The organism is Peribacillus sp. FSL K6-5616 (assembly GCF_038008245.1).
GTDB lineage: Bacteria > Bacillota > Bacilli > Bacillales > DSM-1321 > Peribacillus > Peribacillus frigoritolerans.
Genome location: NZ_JBBOYT010000001.1, coordinates 2,022,100 through 2,041,485, shown reverse-complemented (window position 1 = coordinate 2,041,485; position 19,386 = coordinate 2,022,100). Strand labels below are relative to the sequence as shown.

The 19,386-nt window shown below is 40.4% G+C and carries 16 protein-coding genes and 1 riboswitch; of the genes, 4 read left to right on the top strand and 12 right to left on the bottom strand.

The window, feature by feature from the left end; all coding sequences use genetic code 11:
- Positions 1-8 precede the first annotated feature (8 nt).
- A complete protein-coding gene (gene kdpA, locus MHB45_RS09845) occupies positions 9-1,682 on the bottom strand; it encodes a potassium-transporting ATPase subunit KdpA (protein ID WP_072272971.1) in 1,674 nt (557 codons plus the stop codon).
- A 600-nt stretch (positions 1,683-2,282) separates the two neighbouring features.
- Positions 2,283-2,424: riboswitch (cyclic di-AMP (ydaO/yuaA leader) on the bottom strand.
- A 243-nt stretch (positions 2,425-2,667) separates the two neighbouring features.
- On the opposite strand from kdpA, the gene MHB45_RS09840 reads away from it, so the two are divergent.
- Positions 2,668-3,042, top strand: a complete 375-nt coding sequence (locus MHB45_RS09840; RefSeq protein WP_048686417.1) for a DUF2294 domain-containing protein — start codon at positions 2,668-2,670, stop codon at positions 3,040-3,042.
- Between the two features lie 335 nt (positions 3,043-3,377).
- Here the strand turns inward: MHB45_RS09840 and MHB45_RS09835 are convergent, their stop codons facing one another.
- The 10 genes from MHB45_RS09835 to MHB45_RS09790 all read right to left on the bottom strand — a co-directional run bounded on the left by MHB45_RS09835 (position 3,378) and on the right by MHB45_RS09790 (position 14,335).
- Positions 3,378-4,388 (bottom strand): C40 family peptidase, encoded by a 1,011-nt coding sequence (locus MHB45_RS09835; protein WP_048686418.1) that lies wholly within the window; start codon positions 4,386-4,388, stop codon positions 3,378-3,380.
- Between the two features lie 16 nt (positions 4,389-4,404).
- Complete coding sequence (locus tag MHB45_RS09830) at positions 4,405-5,487, bottom strand: dipeptide epimerase (RefSeq protein WP_048686420.1); 1,083 nt, start codon at positions 5,485-5,487, stop codon at positions 4,405-4,407.
- 15 nt (positions 5,488-5,502) lie between these two features.
- Entirely contained in the window at positions 5,503-6,663 is a 1,161-nt protein-coding gene (locus MHB45_RS09825) for a DUF819 family protein (RefSeq protein WP_340907806.1), read from the bottom strand.
- Positions 6,664-6,823: 160 nt separating this feature from the next.
- The gene (locus MHB45_RS09820) at positions 6,824-7,141 is read right to left on the bottom strand and encodes a DUF3870 domain-containing protein (RefSeq protein WP_034312026.1); all 318 of its coding nucleotides are present in this window, start codon (positions 7,139-7,141) and stop codon (positions 6,824-6,826) included.
- Between the two features lie 322 nt (positions 7,142-7,463).
- Entirely contained in the window at positions 7,464-8,330 is an 867-nt protein-coding gene (locus MHB45_RS09815; RefSeq protein ID WP_048686424.1) for a carbon-nitrogen hydrolase family protein, read from the bottom strand.
- A gap of 52 nt (positions 8,331-8,382) precedes the next feature.
- Entirely contained in the window at positions 8,383-9,867 is a 1,485-nt protein-coding gene (locus MHB45_RS09810) for a sodium:solute symporter family protein (protein WP_072272968.1), read from the bottom strand.
- A complete protein-coding gene (locus MHB45_RS09805; protein WP_142953081.1) occupies positions 9,864-10,064 on the bottom strand; it encodes a DUF3311 domain-containing protein in 201 nt (66 codons plus the stop codon). The genes MHB45_RS09810 and MHB45_RS09805 overlap by 4 nt, the downstream gene beginning before the upstream one ends.
- 134 nt (positions 10,065-10,198) lie before the next feature.
- Positions 10,199-11,431, bottom strand: coding sequence for a Zn-dependent hydrolase (locus tag MHB45_RS09800; RefSeq protein WP_072272967.1), 1,233 nt, complete (start codon positions 11,429-11,431; stop codon positions 10,199-10,201).
- 102 nt (positions 11,432-11,533) lie between these two features.
- Complete coding sequence (locus MHB45_RS09795; RefSeq protein WP_072272966.1) at positions 11,534-13,153, bottom strand: amidohydrolase; 1,620 nt, start codon at positions 13,151-13,153, stop codon at positions 11,534-11,536.
- Positions 13,154-13,450: 297 nt separating this feature from the next.
- Positions 13,451-14,335, bottom strand: coding sequence for a hypothetical protein (locus MHB45_RS09790; protein ID WP_072272965.1), 885 nt, complete (start codon positions 14,333-14,335; stop codon positions 13,451-13,453).
- A gap of 192 nt (positions 14,336-14,527) precedes the next feature.
- Between MHB45_RS09790 and MHB45_RS09785 the strand changes: the two genes are divergently transcribed.
- From MHB45_RS09785 to MHB45_RS09775, 3 genes are all read left to right on the top strand, one after another.
- A complete protein-coding gene (locus MHB45_RS09785; RefSeq protein ID WP_048686432.1) occupies positions 14,528-15,259 on the top strand; it encodes a hypothetical protein in 732 nt (243 codons plus the stop codon).
- A gap of 552 nt (positions 15,260-15,811) precedes the next feature.
- A complete protein-coding gene (gene rocF / locus MHB45_RS09780) occupies positions 15,812-16,762 on the top strand; it encodes an arginase (RefSeq protein WP_048686433.1) in 951 nt (316 codons plus the stop codon).
- 368 nt (positions 16,763-17,130) lie between these two features.
- Entirely contained in the window at positions 17,131-18,567 is a 1,437-nt protein-coding gene (locus tag MHB45_RS09775; protein WP_048686436.1) for an amino acid permease, read from the top strand.
- A 260-nt stretch (positions 18,568-18,827) separates the two neighbouring features.
- Here the strand turns inward: MHB45_RS09775 and MHB45_RS09770 are convergent, their stop codons facing one another.
- Positions 18,828-19,106 carry a hypothetical protein gene (locus MHB45_RS09770; protein WP_141236111.1) on the bottom strand — a complete coding sequence of 93 codons (279 nt, stop codon included), beginning with the start codon at positions 19,104-19,106 and terminating at the stop codon, positions 18,828-18,830.
- Positions 19,107-19,386 lie beyond the last annotated feature (280 nt).

Here is a 19,386-nt window from a genome sequence, read left to right as displayed (position 1 = left end):
TTCAACATTTATCTTATCGTAAGCCACTCAGCAACCGGTCCAAGCGCAATGATTGGAAAGAAAGTCAAAGCTCCAATAATCAAAACTGAAGCCAAAAGAATGACAAAGAACGTACCATTATCCGTTTTGAACGTTCCTATAGTCTCAGGAACACGCTTCTTTACCAGTAATGATCCTGAGACGGCAATCATGGCAATCATTGAAAAATAACGTCCGAATAACATGACTAAACCAGTGGAAACGTTCCAAAAAGGGGTATTGTCTCCTAATCCTTCAAAACCCGAACCATTATTTGCTGCTGATGAAGTAAACTCATAAACTACTTGAGTAATACCATGAAAGCCCGGGTTTGATATAGCAGCTGAACCCATTTGTGTCGCTAAAGCGATGGCAGATGGAACTAATATGATCAATGGGTGGATCAGAATCGCTATAGCTATTAACTTCATCTCCCGGCCTTCAATTTTCTTACCCAAAAACTCAGGTGTACGTCCCACCATAAGTCCGGCAAGAAATACAGCCAATATTGAGTACATGAGAATATTGACCGTACCCACACCATCCCCGCCGAATACACAATTCAACATCATCATTGCAAGTGGAGCTATACTTCCCAGCGGTGTTAGGGTATCATGCATATTATTTACCGATCCTGTAGTTGCAGCTGTAGTTATACTTGTAAATAATGCACTCTGAGCCACCCCGAAGCGCACCTCTTTCCCCTCCATACTTCCCTCAGTTTGTGAGAGGCCAATTTGCTCCAAAGCTGGATTACCATTTTTCTCATTAATATACGTAATGCTTAAGAAGATAAATAACATGAATGCCATCGCTGAAAATAGGATCCAGCCTAGTTTCTTATTCCTCGCCATATATCCAAAAGTCAACGGAAGGGCAGCGGGTATAAGAAACATGGATAGTATTTCCAAAACATTCGTGAAACCATTAGGATTTTCAAATGGATGGGCAGAGTTGACCCCAAAGAACCCTCCCCCATTAGTGCCTAAGTGCTTAATGGATTCTAGTGCCGCTACAGGTCCCCTTGCTATATTTTGGGTGTCTCCTTCCAATGTTGTCGCTACTGCCGTCGGGCTAAATGTTTGCGGTACGCCTTGGGATACTAGGACTAAACAAATCAATATCGATAATGGTAGCAGAACCCGGATAATCGTTCGTATTACATCCACATAGAAGTTTCCTAGACTCCGCTGGCTGGTTAAGCCCCTAAAAAAAGCCATACATAAAGCAATGCCGGTAGCTGGGGTCGTGAACATCAGGAATATGATCACTGCCATTTGAGATAAATAAGTAAGTCCCGATTCCCCACTATAATGCTGTAAATTGGTATTCGTAAGAAAGCTTGCAGCCGTATTCAATGCCAACAATGGCTCCATGTTGGCAATCTTACTGGGGTTGCCAGGTAACTCCCCTTGGAAGCGAATGATAATATAAGAGATAATAAACATCACTAAATTACTTATCAGAAGTGCCTTGGTGTACTGCTGCCATTTCATATCTCCCGTCTTTAAGCCGGATAGCTTAAAGATAAACCTTTCCATCCCTCCAAACACGCGATCTTGTTTCGTTAATTCAAGGGAATAAACATCCGTTAAATATTTAGCCATTGGTATCGCTAATACAACCGCAATTGCCAATACCACAACGATTTGCAATAAATCCATTTACTTCTCCTCCGTAAGTCACCCTTAGTATTTTTCCGGATATATGAGGGCATGTATTAAATACAACGTTACCGCCCCGACGATTATCAATAAGAACATCTCCCTACGCTCCCTTTGCAATTACCGTTTATATTCTTTTTAGGATTCATTCATTTTTGTAATAGCCACCAACGAAATGGATATATTATCTATCCCCTTCTCTTTTCCCGCAATAATAAAGCCTATATTCTCCTTCACCTCCTTTAAGATAGGTTCCATTAAACTGTTCTTTTGCTCAGACAGACGTCCTTTAAGGCATAAAAAAATAGACCAATGTTACTTTTCCCCAAGTTTGCAGCACTGCACAAATGCAATCTCCTTCCTACAGCGTCATGAACCATGACGAATCAGAAAAAGAAAGATATACAGAAACAAACATTTAGTTGGAGAAAAAGTAATCATTGGTCTACTTAACGCCCAGCAAGCATTAGAGCCTACTCCACGATCCGTCTTCCAAGAAACCTTTTCAATTATAGGCATAATAAAAAGACCTACGGAAATGTCAGATTGCCATTTTGCTATAGCATAACAAAAAAGCCTCCTGAATCAAGGTGGTCTTATGACCTCCTTCGCTTTAGCCGACGAAGTTAGCTGACGGGTAGGATGGCGAAAGAGTATCTCATCCCTTCTGCAAATGCAGAATTAACCCCATAAATAGTGGGTCCTCCGTTCTCAATCACTTGAGATTTGGCCGGTATCTAATTGTTTTTCATGAGGATTATTGTACGCTCCTCATTCAAGGTTTGTAAACTCATAAAAACCATTAAAAACCTTCATATTTGATTAATTAAGACGATATTCACCCAATTCATCGTTAAAAATGATATATTTCTTCAATTTACTAAATTTTTCACTTTTTTCTAAAGTTTTACAAACAGTTATTGACAGGAACTTATACGTGGCATTATGATAAATCCCATAAATTCGTCGATGAACTGGAGGCATTATGTCAAGTACAAAGAAAAGGATCGAAGCTGAAATAAGCGAAGCATTCATTAAATTCCAGCGTGAATTGATTGGAAGAGGACCTCAGGAAACGAAAACTTATATAATCAATGATATGTTGATAACCCGCTTCAAGGGAGTCCTTACTGTAGAGGAAAAGCACCTTGTGAGTCACAATTCAGGCAAAAAACTTGTGAAAAAAATGCGTTCATTACTTCGTGAAATGTACACTAAGGATTATGAAAAAATAGTTGAAGATCTTACGGGGTGTAAAGTACTTTCATCTCACAGTGATATAAGCACTAAAACAGGTGAAAGAATCGAAGTTTTCATTATGGATAAGGATTTGGAACGTCTTTTTGAAACCATCAAATAAAAGGTGCAATTCTTCTAGTTAAATATTATATTAAAATATTTTTAACTGAACTTGTATTTAGAACCATCAGTAGGGGAAAATCATTATTTTCCCCTACTGATGGTTTTTATGGATAATTTTTCTTTTAACCATCTTTCATACATTCTCCCATTAAACCACCTGCTAAAAAACGAATATAAACGGTAGATTAATCTTCTTTTTGAATAAAATTCCAAAAATTCTTATACCAATAAAAATTCTTATTTTTCGATTATTGTCAGAATCATCACCTTGGATTCTGCAGTAATTTAAACTATTAAAATAATAATCTATTTCTAGTTTATCTCCATTGAGCATCAATCGATATATCTTCTTGCTCCGGCATATTCCTCTCCGTATCCTGATGTTTTTATTTCATCTATCCTTACATGTGTTGAGCTGTTAGGAGAATGGATCATTTTGCCGCCACCAATATACATTCCGACATGATGCACCTTTCCTTTCCCTTTATCATGGGCAAAAAATAGTAAGTCACCTGGTTGTAGATTTTCTTTTTCAACCTTTTTGCCATGCTGAGCCTGAATGGAAGAGTCCCTTGGGATCGTTATTCCATTAGCATGGTACATCGTATACGTAAATCCAGAACAGTCAAATCCAAAACCGGACATTCCAGCCCATAGGTAAGGTAGCCCCAAAAAAGCTTTTCCTGATTCAACGATGTCCTTACCGGTCGGGGCTGGTATTTGATTTTCATTTTGATAGACTGACACGTCTTGCTTTTCCATCCATTTTGCCCCATTACCCGGTGTCATCACCTTCACTTTATCTCTTTTCACCTGCAATAGCGGAAGGCGGGTATTGAAGCTGACTTCCATGAATTTGGACCGAAGTTTCGAATCCGAATAAAGCCATGTCTTTGGGGCATTTATAAGGGCAAATCCTCGTTTAAATTGCTTCTCAAAAGAATGCCCGTCTTTTAATTGTGCCTTTGGCATCCATCCTGGGTAACCAATATCATTACGGGGTGTAGGTTGATTGGCAACGGCTACTTTCACCCATCCACCCCGTTCTTCAAGAATCGTCACTTTAGAACCATATAAAGCTTGTGTTTCCAGGTTACCTACAAGCCACAGCTTGTCTTCATATTTCATTGAGCCGATCCATTCATTCAAATCAGCGGGATTCGATGCAGAAGGGGCATCGATTTCCCTTAATAATCCCGGCTCAGTCCAAAGAGTGGCCACGTTCACATCAACATAGGCAATTCTCTGCTTCTCCCTGGAACTAGCTTCATTGGGACTGAATACTAAAATACCAAAAGCAAATAAAGATAAAACAAAAACGGTTAACCTTTTCAAATCATTCACCCTTTCGAAATTGTTTTTATTGAGTAAAAGAGGATTTCCTCTTGACTCCCAGTCCAGGTTTATCGGAAATGAGAAGTTGATCTTTCATAAATTGAATGCCTTCAAATGGCTCATTCTTAATCCATAATGGGGCATCTAAATCAATCTTCGTTATATTTGGATGGGCGGTTGCCAGATGAGCCGCGGCCGCTACACTAACGGATGATTCCATCATACTCCCGATCATGCATTCCACCCCGGCTGCTTCTGCCATATCGGCGATTTGGAGTGCACGTCGAATTCCGCCAGTTTTCATTAATTTGATATTAAGGAAATCAACAGCATGTTCATTCAGGAGCCTCATGGCATCACGTGGGGAAAACAAACTTTCATCGGCCATGATCGGCACTTGGACAGAGCGTTTTATTTCTTTCAATCCTTCGATATCATGGGCTTGCACGGGCTGTTCCACCAAATCAACGTTCAGCTTTCTTTCTTCGATTTCATGAATGATGGAAATCGCTTGTTTTGTTGTCCACCCTTGATTTGCATCAATTCTGATCATAACCTGTTCGCCAACGGCAGCACGAATGCAGGCAACGCGCTCCACGTCATTCTTCCAATCCTTCCCCAGTTTTATCTTCATCGTAGAGAATCCGCTTTCGATAAGGGACAATGCCGCCTTTGCCATTTCTTCAGGTTCATCAACGCTGATTGTCATATCATTTTTCAGGACATTAGATTTACCGCCAAGATATTGATATAATGGGAGCTGCCATCGTTTGCTGACTGCGTCGTACAATGCGATTTCAACAGCAGCTTTTGCACTTGTGTTAGCTACACAGGATCGTTGGATCAGCTGAGACAATGCATTGATATTCTCGATGTTGCGGCCAATTAGATGTGGTGTGATTACTTCTTCAATGACCGTCATGATTCCTTTTGTAGAATCACCTGTGATGGCAACCGTTGGGGCTGCAGCCCCCAAACCTTCCGTTCCATCCTCCAATTTTACGGAAACCATGATGTTTTCAATTTCCATTGCAGTGCGCAATGCAGTCTTGAATGGCTTGACAAGTGGCAAGGTTTCCACTGATACTTGTAAACTTTCAATCTTCATATTAACAACCCTTCCTTAAAAGCTTGAGAGTATATATGATGTAAGAATTCCAAAATAGGTGCCCAGAAGACTGCCAAGTACTGCCATCAATATCCCGACCGGTATTAGCGCCCGGTTGAATGCACCTGCCAATATGGGGGCCGATGCCACGCCCCCTATGTTGGCCAAAGAGGCAACTCCCATTGTAAATAGATCCAACTTAAAGATTTTGGCCAAAATGACCATGATCAATCCATGAAAGAATAGAATCATAAAGCCGGAAATAATATACACAGGTGCTTGAAACAACTGTGAAAAATCGGCATGGGAAGCAATTAAACCAATGACGATATAAAGCATGACTTTGGAAATTTCCATGGAACCGGCAATACGCCCAACCTTCGTGACAGCCAGAATTAATCCTACGGTCGAAGCGATGATGATCGTCCAAGTGGTTCCATTCACAGCGGCACCGAGTACCGGCAGTCTCTCCCCAATTTTGGTTGCACCTGCTGAAACAATTAAAGCCAGCGCCAAGAAACCGATCAATTCCACGAATCCAAATTCCGTCTTGGCGGTTTCCCCCGCTTCAAGCTCGGAAGTCATTTGATCAATGAAAGATGTATCCGCTTTTGTCCAAATATTGAATTTACCAGCAAGAGGCACCAGCCAAAACAAGAACATGACCCAAATGGAATAATTGACTGTATCCATGATCAACGCATAGCCAAAAATATTTTCAGGCACATCGAGTATTCCTTGCAAGATCACCATATTGGCAGAGCCCCCTGTCCAGCTTGCGCTCAAAGCCGAGAATGCCTTCCAAGTTCCTTCCGCATAAAAGCCGTTCATTAAAACGTAAGTAAGAGTGAACCCTCCAATAATGCTGAATGAAGCCGCAAAAAAAGTTAAAATCATCTTTGGTCCAAGCCTGATGATTTTCCGCATATCGCATTGTAAAAGCATAAGCATCAACATGGCAGGCAGCAGGAGCCCCCGTATGGTGCCATATGCACTTTCGACTGACTCACTATCTGAAAAGACCCCGAATGTTTTCATCAGAGCCGCTCCAATATAAATAAGGACAATACCAGGAACATACTTGAAGAACTTTCCTCCTATCTTTTTTTCCACAACCGCAATCACGGCAGTAAATGCCAATAAAAAGCAGACAAACATCACACCATCTTGAACCATATTCCATACCTCCTTAAATTTTATAACATAAGGTAATTTCCATTTTATTCACACTCATCTATTAATTCTTGCATGGCACTAATAGAAAAATCCAGCTGCCAAAGAGCGCGTACGCACTCTTTAACAGCTGGATTTCAATTGCGACTGACAAAAGAAGCAGCTATAACTTATAAAGTTGCTGATATTTGATGCTGGCATTCCTTAGGGCGACGGTCAGTGCTTTCTGAGATGAACCAAAATACCGTTGCTCAATTTCTGTCTCCAATTCATCGGGCCGAAGAATGGATTTACCAACTAACATGGATTGAATGAAGCGTGATGTAATCGATATCGTGGTCGAGCATTCCGCATCCACTATTTCATGCGTATCACGATCAATGACGAACCCGATGAAAAAGCAGTTGAATTGCTGTGTAATTGGATTATTGGACGGTGCCTTCGATTCGCCAACTATATATACTGTATTCTGTTGAAACATGATTGTTGTGCCTCCTGCCATTACAGACATCATAACAGGTATAAATAGGGTGACTATCTATATTATTACAATATGAAATGGTTATATATATTTTAATATATATAGCAATCATTTGACAATATATTTTGTATATTAAGTCAATTTCCGATTCCTTCGGCCAGAGCATAGATAAGTTCTATAACTAATACACCTATCAAACTGGAAAATCACGAAGAATAACCAGGTATTGTAAAAGGACTCGTTTCAGGGGTCATTTTTTTTAACCTACCCCCGCACTTTATTGGACCTACATTCGGACGACAATGGTTCGGGATCCAACACATCATTTCAGCCCTTCGTATGGCTCATATTTCGCATACATACCTTTTCGGCGATTACGATCCTTGAAGGTGGTTGCTGCACCACTTTTTCGATTCTCATAAAGTTCGTCCATATCCACTGTACCGGTAATGATGGTATGTTCATTCATTACCGCCTCGGCCACTATTCCATTAGCAGGCCAAGCGCTGTCACAGGGGCTAAGGATACTGGCACGGCCATATCCGTTTGGTAAGGGTGATCCTGGTTCACCAACAGTGGGGCAATGAACAAAATATACCTGATTTTCGATTGCACGCGCATGTGCGCAATGGCGAACTCGCCAAAAACCAGCCTCTGTAAATGTGTATGATGGGCAAAAAATGATGTCGGCCCCGTTCACTGATAATATCCTTGAAATTTCAGGTATCTCCGCTTCATAACATACCGCTATTCCTATCTTGACCGGACCCACGGAATAAACCTCCAGTTCATCACCTTCAGAAGTATGCCAATTCGCTTCAGCAGGAAAGATATGAGTCTTTTTATGCTCAACGACTGATCCGTCTTCATCAAAAATATAAGCAATATTGTAGTATTCATTTTCGCGGCGCTCCAGATGAGTGCCTGCAATGATGACCTGTTTTCTTTTTCTTGAAAGTGACCTGAAAAGATCTTTGTATTGATTGGTATATTCATCGATCCTGATAACGGACGAAGCATCCTGTTCTCCAAAGGCCGCTGATAATCCGATAGTTAACAGTTCAGGAAAAATGATATAATCCGAGTTTACGGGAACTTGGGTGATCAAGTCTTCTACTTGTTCCTGAAATTCAAGGAAAGTTGACACTTTTTCTACACGAAATTGACAAGCCGTTATTTTAATTTTCACAAAAGCCCTCCCATATCATGTTTTTTCAGTTCTTCCAGACTTTTAAATGAAATCAGGATATCTTGTCCAAATCAGTCATTTCGGTCTGTTGCATGGAGATATGTTTAGTCAGGGCACTTACAAGGAATGTTACTAGTAAATTAATCAACAAAGCAATGACGCCTGTACTGATATCATTAATTACATGTGGGGTATTTGGCAGGAATGTAGCAACCTTCACATCTGCAATTGTCGCATATAAAACAATCAGGACACCTGCCAATATTCCAGCCATCGCACCATACTTATTGATTATATTGGTTTTTGGCAAACTGAAAAACAAGGACGGGGCCAGTTGCGTAATTAAACTGTAAGACATGATATTCAGGATGGCCAAAGCCTCGCCGCCTGTAACCGTTACAATTAAAGCAATGATTGAGATACCAATAATGATTATCCTTGAGACAATCAATTGATGTGTTTCAGTCGCAGCAGGGACCAGAACTTTGAAAAAGCTATTTGTCAGACCTACAGATGCAGCCATTAGCATGACTGAAGCCGGTACTAGTGCCGTCAATAAACCTGCAGCTCCGATAACCCCTATCACCCATGGATCGAATGTTTGAATCGCCAGCCTTAAAAGTGAGAGATCACCATCCGCCCCTTGCAAACCCGGGATTTCCATGATGGCTGTAAATCCAATGAAAAAAACGAACAGCAGCAACAATGTGTATAAGGGTAAAGCAATCGCATTTTTGCGAAGGGTCCTTTCCCCATTGGACGATAATACGACCATGAATGTTTGTGGCAGCAAATAAAATCCTAGTGCATTCAGCAAAACGGTGGACACAAACCAGGACTGACTCAATCCCTGATCCGCCAAAACCAACATTTCCGGTTTAGCAGCTTGCACGGACTCGAACATTGGCTGTATGCCTCCGAAGTAATGAACTGGAATGTAAATCCCTAAAAAGATGACGACCACCAAAATCATGAAATCTTTCAGTATGGCTGTCCATGCGGAACCATGAATGCCTGAAATCATTACATAGGTAGTTACGACCACAGCACCGATCACACTTGCAGCAACTGGTGAAATTGCTCCGTATGATGCTTCTGAAACAATGATACCCAATCCTTTGAGCTGTATGACTATGTACGGCACGAGGGCTAAGCTTCCCAATACAGCAACGATCATCCCCATAGACCTGCTTTTATATTTAGATGCAAAATACTCTGGTTGAGAGATGATGGAATGTCGTTTTGAATATCTCCATATTTTAGGGACGAGCCAATATGATAGGACATAAGCTAAGAAAATATAGGCGGGAACATAATAAGCAGCGGCACCTTTTGAGTATGCCCACCCACTTCCGCCCAGGAATGTAAAAGTAGTATAAATTTCACCTGCTATCAAGAGAAAAATGAAGAATGTACCGAAGCCCCTGCCCCCTACGGCAAATTGCTCCATATCCATATCCTTCCCTTTTCTTGCTTTAATCCCTAAATAAAGTGCTAGAACCAAGAATATGGCAATAATGAACAATGAGAGATTCATTCAGATTCACTCCCTTTATTATCAGGATCGAACTTATAGACGATCATTAAGATAATCGATGCCATCACCATCCAAAATGCAACCCAAAATAACAAAAAAGGCATTCCCCATATGTACGGTTCTATTTTATTTGCATAGGGCAATAAACCTAAAAACCCTATAAATGGAACAAAAAGCAATAGCTTAATTGCATCCAAATTATACCCTCCCCCATTTAGGTTCCTTACAGGATGCATCACCATCAGTCAAGCTGACTTTCATACTGAACTGATGGTTTGATAGCACCCTTCGGTCACTGTTATTTACTGTATTCAACCAACCATATTTCCGCTTAAGATGACTGGATGGCAAGGACCGTTTCCAATATTACATTGACGCCTTTTTCACAATCTTCCCAAGTAGTAAGTTCCTCTTCGCAATGGCTTTTTCCGTTGATGCTTGGGACGAAAACCATGGCAGTAGGTATATAACTGGCTATAAACTGTGCATCATGTCCTGCACCGCTTACCATTCTTTTATAGGGTAGGCCTAGATAATTGGTCGATTGCTCAAGCAAATTGCAAATGGATTTGTCGAACCAAACGGTATCCCTGTCCCACAATTTTTTCGCTTGGATGTCACAGCCGTCTTCTGAACCTGTAGTTATAAGGCTTTTAATGACTTCCTCCACCTTTTCGATGACTTTGGAATCTTTATGTCTTGCCTCTAGCGAAAAAACCACTTTATTAGGGATGACCGTATGGATATTCGGAAACACATTCACTCTGCCCATCGTAAAAACCAAATCGTCACCAAGCATGCCTAGCTTCTGACGAGCCTCCATAATCAAGCTATTCGCAGTGAAGAAAGCATCTTTTCTCATATTCATCGGGGTGGTTCCTGCATGATCGGATTCGCCTGTAACTTCTATCTCATAGCACACCATACCAAGGACACATTCAACGACACCGATCGTGAGAGATTCACGTTCAAGAATGGGCCCTTGTTCAATATGCAACTCTAGAAATGCAGTCGCTTCTTTTAAACGAGACTCTTGATCCCCTGCATATCCAATGGCATTCAAAGCACTTTCGAAAGTGATTCCTTCACTATCCGTCTTTTGCAGCATGACGGATTTTTCGAATTTACCCGAAAGAACTCCCGAAGACATCATGGAAGGTTCGAATCTGGCTCCCTCTTCGTTCGTAAAATTGACGATCATTACCGGAATTTTAGGCTGGATATTATTATCGACCAGAGTACGCACGACTTCCAAGCCTGCAGCTACACCCAAGATACCATCAAACCGCCCGCCCCTTTTTACTGTATCCATATGGGATCCCATTACAATAGGTGGTTTGTTTTCAAGTCCCGCTAAAGTGGCGTAAATATTCCCCATATCATCAACCTTAATGGTCATACCCAATTCTTTACAGCAAGCGCAAAAATAATCACGGACTAATCGATCTTCGTCGGAAAGGGATAGCCGTGTGACCCCGTTGTTTTCTGTGCGTCCAAAATCAGCAAATTTCTCTAGCGTACGACTCAGCCGCTCACCATTAATTAATAATTTTTGCTTTTTCATAGCGAATATCCCCCTTTTAGATAACCTGCTAAATCCTCTTCGTTCGCTTAAGCCAAAAAAATGTAAGTGAAGGTCTTGTTGTTTTAGAATAGTCACGCTAGATTATATTTCCACCATTGTTTCCCTATGATAAAGAATCTCCCCATTCAGAATCGTCGATTCAACTTTCAAATCCTTGATATTTTGGGAATCCACTTTCAATATACTATCATTCAATACTACTAGATCGGCCAGCTTCCCTGCCTCCAGGCTGCCTTTGACTTCTTCATCGAAACTAGCAAACGCACCATTCCATGTGTAAAGTTTAATGGCTTCCAATACGCTAATCGATTGAATCGCACCTATTTCCGTACCAGACCTGCTTGTTCTATTAACAGCAACGTGTATGCCTAATATAGGGTCGTGATCAGTAACGGGAGCATCTGAACCGGCTGCGGCCAAGATGCCATTATCAATAAAATCACGGGCAGCGTACATATGGTTGACCCTATTGCCGTAATGTTCAATATATATATCACCGAATTCATAAGGAAATGGGGGGTTGGGGATTGGGATGACTCCAAGTTCTTTCATCCTCTTTTGTAAATCTGGCGAAGCTATTCCAGCATGCTCAATTCTATGTCTATGATCTTTTCTGGGCGATTCATTCAAAGCCTTTTCCACGCAATTTAAATACATCTCTATTGCCCTGTCTCCTTGGGCATGGACTGTGATCTGAAAGCCTCTTTTATGTGCCTGACCTAATACTTGATAGATCTCCTCTTCTTTATAATAAAGAATGCCGGAATAACCAGGATCACTCGTATAAGGCTCACGGGTGGCAATTGTCGGACCGGTACTGCTGCCATCCGTAAACAATTTGGCTGGTCCGATTTTGAATCTTTCGTCCCCCGTTCCGGTTATCACTCCCGAATCTACCATTTTATTCACGAATTCATGAGAATTATTCAATGAACCGACCATCGCATAGATACGGACACGTATATCCTTATTTTTTATGGCCTGCTGCATTAAACGGAAACTTTCAGGACCATGAGCACCAGCTTCATGAATGCTTGTAATGCCTGCTTCAATGAAATGCTCCGATGCTATTTTGACTGCCTTCAACAGTTCACTTTCTGAATAGCTTGCGCTGTCGGCCATTATCATATTTGCTGTTTCAATGAGTTTTCCTGTAATCCTCCCCGCTCCATCCTTTTCAATGATCCCTCCAGTGGGATTCTCTGAGTTTTCATCAATTCTAGCAATCTCTAGCGCCCTGCTATTCACCACGCTTATATGGCTGCATGTGCGGTTCACTATAATGGGATGGTCTGTTGAAATAGCATCCAATTCCGCTTTTGTTGGATAACGTTTTTCTTTCACTGCGGTCTCATTGAAGCCCCAAGCGCGGATCCACTCACCTTTAGGGATCGTCGAAGCTTTTTTCTTCAGATCGATTAACAAATCTTCTACAGATTTGATATGTTCAGCTTTACAGCTTACTGCCAATTGATTGACACCATACAAGATAAGATGAATATGTGAATCTATAAACCCAGGAAGTAATGACTTTCCCTGTAAATCAATCACATTTGTTTCTTCTCCGATAAATACCTTGATTTCCTGATTCGTTCCGACTGCCGAGATACGGTCACCGTTAATTGCCAGGGCTTCCGCGACTTCATTTTTTTGATTTACGGTTATGACTTCGCCGTTTATGAACACGATATCAGCTTTCAACCAACACACCCCTTCCTTTTTGTTTCACCCTCAGTTCTGCCACTTCTTCCTTTGCTGTCCCCGTCGCCGCTTATCGGAATATTCTGTTTTCAACAGATTCATTATATCCACAACAGATTGTGAAATCATTAGACAAATAGTTAAAAATATCATCGTTTTTTTATACCTTTTATATAATTATGTCTTATTTCCCATGGTTTGCTGGCACCAGCCCCCTCTATTCCTAAGGGGACTATAACCAATCAAAAAAGGATAGATTCAGCTGCTTATTTGCTTATCTATCCCACCATTATTCAATTACAACCGATTGTTTCTCCCGATAATGCCAATGGTCAAATACTGTTTGTTTTCTTGAAAATCCCATGGCCAGTATCGAAGGGTTAATTCGCTTTTATCCACTTTTTCAATAAACGTTTTTACCCCTATCAAGGCTGCCCCATATCCCACGTTCGAGGCCAATGCAAAGATGGCATTCAGCCCTTCGTTAATGGTATCCATATACTCAGGTTCGATTTTTAAGATATCAGTCCATGTAATACAGAATCCATTTTGCTTGGTACATTTAGAAATAGAGTGATTCACTGTACGAACGATTTCATCCCTTACATCCAAAATTCCATTCTTCATCTCTTCTGCATCTTCTTTCCGATAGTGGTTTGCATGATCGGAAAGAAGCTCCATGGCCCAATTATAAAATAGTTGAGTATAAATGGCGGAAGTTGCCACGATATCAAAATCATTATAATAATTAGCAAAAACACGGTCAGAAAGCTGACCTAACCGATTCTCGGTATCTTTTAGATACCGAATAATTCCCTTTGCCGTTTCACCACGATACAGCATGGAAGATAGGTGGTGATCAAAATCCACTTTATCGAGGCCTGTTACATCAATTTCAATAAGTTGAATTTTCTCCCGGGTCCGTTCAGGCAAATTTGCCGTACCCTTTTCCATACTTTCCATATCAATATCAAATAGGAATATGGAGTTACATTTAGTTGCCAGATACTCTATATCCAAATCATCGCAATTGCCTGCTCCGACGATTGCCACTTTATCTACGAACGCTTTTTTCGAAAAAACGGCATCGAATAAACCTGTAACTTGTATACGATGCTGTTTCCACCGCAACTTTCTGTATTCATCCCGATTATGGTTCATTTTTCTTTGATAGGTTTCCAAGTCAATCTCTCCCTTTAGGGTACTAAGGATTTATTTATTGTAACAAAGTATCCCGATCTTTTGGAGGGCTGGTAATTTAGATTTCGCACTGGGGAAAAGATAGGCTCAATTTCCATAGAAAAATGAGCGATAAAGATGTTAGAATAATATGGGAATTATTTTAAAGTAGCAGTAATTACAGGAGGGTGTTCCTTGAGCAAAACAAAGAAGATTTTACTTACTTTATTAGGTGTTTTTTCAATCATCTTGGTCGGTGTGGTGATCCTTTTGTTTTCATTCACACAGAGCATGAAAGCAGATCCTGATGAAGAAAAGAAGATCCGGGTTCAAGCTGAAAGATATTTAGAGGAAACTTTTGATGAAGGAACCGAAATATATGATGTCCTATATGACAATATGGGAAACCGGGGCTATTTTGAATACGCAGCTAAAGTGAAACATGAAAAATATGGTACGAAATTTCTCGTTTTCTTTAATGGTGAAACAGGGGAAATGGAGGATACATTTCTTTCTGATAAATGGCAAGATGATGCAGAGAAGGAAATTAGGCCATATGTTGAAAAAGAACTGGGTGACGTGTTGATTTCGAAAGAAATGGAAGATATTGCAGAAAGCGAAGATTGGGAGGAGATTCAAGAAGAAATAGGCGATTATAATCAATTACTCTTGGTCTTTGATGAGGGGATCGGTAAAGAATTGAAGATTGATCCGAATAAACCAGCCAGCTATAAAGATTACGAAGTTTCCCCAACCATTCGGATTACCCTTTCACGTAAGAAACAGGATGCAGATGAAGACCGCTTTACCTCAGTTATCAATGCCCTAAAAAAAGATAGAATCCTTAAACATGGAAATATGATTGTAGAAAATATTAGTACCAATGGTGTGCCACTTGAAGATGACGAATGGCATAAAAAGTTTTAAACCATCATATAGTTTAACAGGAAGGTAAAGAGCAGTTGCTCTTTACCTTTTTTGTATATGGGAAACAAACCCTTCAAAATGGCTCTTTCCTCTAGTAAACTATCCAATTTTTTGAAATGAATCGTTTATCGCGGTTAACCACATTGGCGAAAAGTTCTTATTCTCACGTCAAAAAAATTTTTTTAATATAAAAACGAAGAATCCTTCCATGCATTTAAGGTGAAACCGCTACTTTTTATGAATAAATGTAACTAGTAAAATATATTCAATATCTTCAGAATCTTCCTTCGGCCACCGATTCCGATTGGTAACGCTATCACTTCCATTCCTGGAATAAAAATCTTAACAATCTCAGATTTCAAAGGATTTCAGCCAATCCTCATTATACCCTCGGTGGTAATATACTCTATTCATAAATAATCAATAATAGGAATTTTAACCCAGGACTTTTACCCTTTTTTCAATCGTATAAATATTCAAAAAAATGTCGAGTTGAGTCATCTATCCTTTTACCCTTATACTAGGGTAGAAAAATCGAAGGAGGAATTACATATGAAAAAGGAAATTTCAATCATTGGTGTGCCAATGGATCTTGGTCAAACTAGAAGAGGAGTGGATATGGGGCCAAGTGCCATCAGATATGCAGGATTAAGTGAAAGACTTGAAAACATTGGCTATACTGTCCGTGATGAAGGTGATATTAAAGTAGAAATACAGGAAAGAGCACAAAGTGATAGTGACACAAATTTAAAGAATCTGCAGGATGTAGCAGAAGGTAATGAAAAATTAAGTCAAAAAGTGGATGAAGTCATCCAAGCAAATCGTTTTCCTTTAGTTTTAGGGGGAGATCACAGCATTGCTATCGGGACATTAGCCGGTTTAGCGAAGTCTACTGAAAACTTAGGGGTAATATGGTATGATGCACATGGAGATTTAAATACTGCCGAAACTTCCCCATCAGGAAACATACACGGTATGTCCCTAGCCGTAAGTTTGGGTCTTGGCCACCCTGCACTGACTAACATCGGCGGATATTCTCCAAAAGTCAAACCAGAGAACATTGTCATCATTGGTGCCCGTTCTTTAGACCAAGGTGAGAAAGAGTTAATCAGGGAAAAAGGAATTAAAGTCTATACGATGCATGAGATTGATAGAATGGGTATGACAAAAGTGATGGAAGAATCGATTGCCTATCTGAAAGAACGTACGAATCTTGTACATTTATCACTTGATCTTGATGGTCTTGATCCAGATGATGCACCAGGGGTCGGTACGCCTGTAATGGGAGGCATTAGCTACCGTGAAAGCCATCTTGCCATGGAAATGCTGGCTGAAGCTAATATCATTACATCGGCAGAGTTTGTTGAGATAAACCCAATATTGGACGAGCATAATAAAACGGCTGAAGTTGCTGTCGCATTAATAGGCTCATTGCTTGGGGAAAAATTACTTTATGGAGCGGAAGAACATATCACTCCTGATTTATTGGCTCAAGTTAAATAATCGGACACTTTGTTTTTGATAGAAAGATAGAGAGTCCTTTAAAGTGATACTCCATAGGAAAAAGCCCATACTTCATTTATGAGCTTCTTCCTCCATTGGCGGATGATCGACTTGAATCAATTTACATCCCTAGTTTCCTGACGCTTGGCTTCCTTTTCTTTAATAAGCGGCGCTTTCGAAATTAATTCTGCATAGGTACCTATGTATATTGACTCATGCTTATTTAATGCAGAAGTAATCTCCTTTCGGAGGGAATTCGACATCATCTAAGAATCAGATTCTAAGCTATTAGACTTGTGAAAACAAAAATTCCCTAATAACGTCCATAAATGAAACCGTTTGCACCCATCAGGTAAAGGAGTTTTTCAATGAAAACAGCAGAAAATCAACCAAATGAATTAAAACGGAGCATGAAAGCAAGACATTTATTTATGATTTCAATAGGGGGATGTATTGGTACGGGCTTTTTCATCGGTTCGGGCTATACCATTCATGAAGCAGGAGCTTTCGGCGCTATCCTCTCTTACATAGTCGGCGGCTTCATCATGTATTTAACGATGCTTTGTCTAGGTGAACTTTCCGTTGCGATGCCTGTTTCCGGTTCGTTTCAGACATATGCAACAAAGTTCATCGGTCCTGGCACCGGGTTTGCCATTGGATGGCTTTACTGGTTAGGTTGGGCAGTTACAGTTGCCTTGGAGTTCCTGGCAGCTGGCCAGCTTATGCAAAGATGGTTCCCTGAATCACCCGTTTGGATGTGGTGTGCAATCTTTGCTTTTCTCATCTTTTCACTAAACGCCTTATCAGCAAAGGCATTTGGCGAATCGGAATTTGTTTTTTCTAGCATAAAAGTATTGGCCATCATTCTGTTCATCATCGTTGGCGGTGCTGCTATGTTTGGTTTGATTGATATGAAAGGTGGACAAGAGACTCCATTTTTCTCAAACTTTTTCGCTGAGGGTCTTTTCCCTAATGGGATATCGGCCCTGCTAATCACAATGATTACAGTGAACTTTTCCTTCCAGGGCACAGAGTTAATCGGAATTGCCGCTGGAGAAAGTGAAAACCCTGAAAAGGTCATACCAAAATCCATCAAACAAACGGTGTGGAGAACCCTTTTCTTCTTTGTTCTTTCGGTCACTGTACTTTCGGCGTTGATTCCAAGGGAAAAAGCAGGTATCTCAGAAAGTCCATTTGTTGTTGTACTGGATAGTATCGGGGTTCCGTATGCAGCTGACATCATGAACTTCATCATTCTTACAGCACTATTGTCAGTGGCGAACTCCGGCCTTTACGCTGCAACGCGTATGCTTTACTCGCTTTCAAGGGAAGGTATGGCAAGTCCGAAGCTTGGTTTGGTGAATAAGAGAGGAATTCCGCTTAATGCCCTGCTCATCACCCTGGCGATTGCCGGTTTGTCTTTACTTTCTAGTGTAGTAGCTGCAGACACTATATTTGTCTTTCTTCTCTCCCTTGCAGGATTAGGTGCACAAATTGGCTGGATTGCCATATCTGCTAGTCTTCTTGCTTTTAGAAGATCATATACCCGCCAAGGTGGAAAGATAGAAAATCTGAAATTCAAAGTTCCGTTATACCCATTCATCCCCATTCTTGCTTTAGTAACAAACTGCATCGTCATGATCAGTTTAGCATTTGTTCCTGAGCAGCGAATGGCCTTGTATTGCGGGGGAGCATTCTTCCTTGGATGTTATGCGGTTTATCACTTTAGAGTGAAGAAAAACAAGACCATAGAAACGCCTAAGCAGGAAGTTGAATTAAATGCCGGTAAAAAAATGGTCATTTAATCCAGAACGCTGCGAAGTATAGTAAGTGGTGAAAAGCGATTTTTACAATCCATCAAGATTGCTTTTCAAAGAAGAAATACCCTGGATGTTTACACACCCAGGGTATTTCTTTTATTTAGTCACCATTCCTGCGAGCTACCCAATGGTAAACCGCTTTCCAGCTTTTTTAGTTCCCCTAACTGCCCCTGTATATAAATAGGAAGTTAAATTTCAAGCTCCATCTGGGCAATAAAAACAAATATCAAAACAAAAAAATCATCTTAATCGATGATTTTATATTGTGCAAATTCCTTTAATTTAGGCAGGATTGGCTCTAAAATTTCCTTGGCTATGTAATCGGTATCCAATCCAATGAAGCGTTCACTTTCCATGTCGACCGATCTCGCATTTTCCGGGTCATCACAAAAAATAAACGATATGATTCCGTTATCTTCCGTCATATCTACATATTTAAATGCAATGTCATGTTTCGTAAGACAACTTTCAAACGCAATGCACAATTCATCTATATTTGATTGACTAATAGATGTGAATTTCATATTGATCATCCCCTCTGCTAAAGGATAGCAAAATAAAGCATGAATTTCAAAGCGAAATTCGTGTCCCACTCTTATGTTCTTCTGACACTTTCGACCGAAGGAACCATGGCAACAGAAAAGCCCTCGTTTGGAATATCACCTTATGAAGCCTTTTGATAAATGTCATGGCTAATGATTTCTCCATAAGAAATGAATGTAACCAAATCGATTTCATTTCCAATTCCCGAGCTTACCCTTATTTAATTTTTTATCTTTCAACAGCGATCAAGAAGGATTGCCA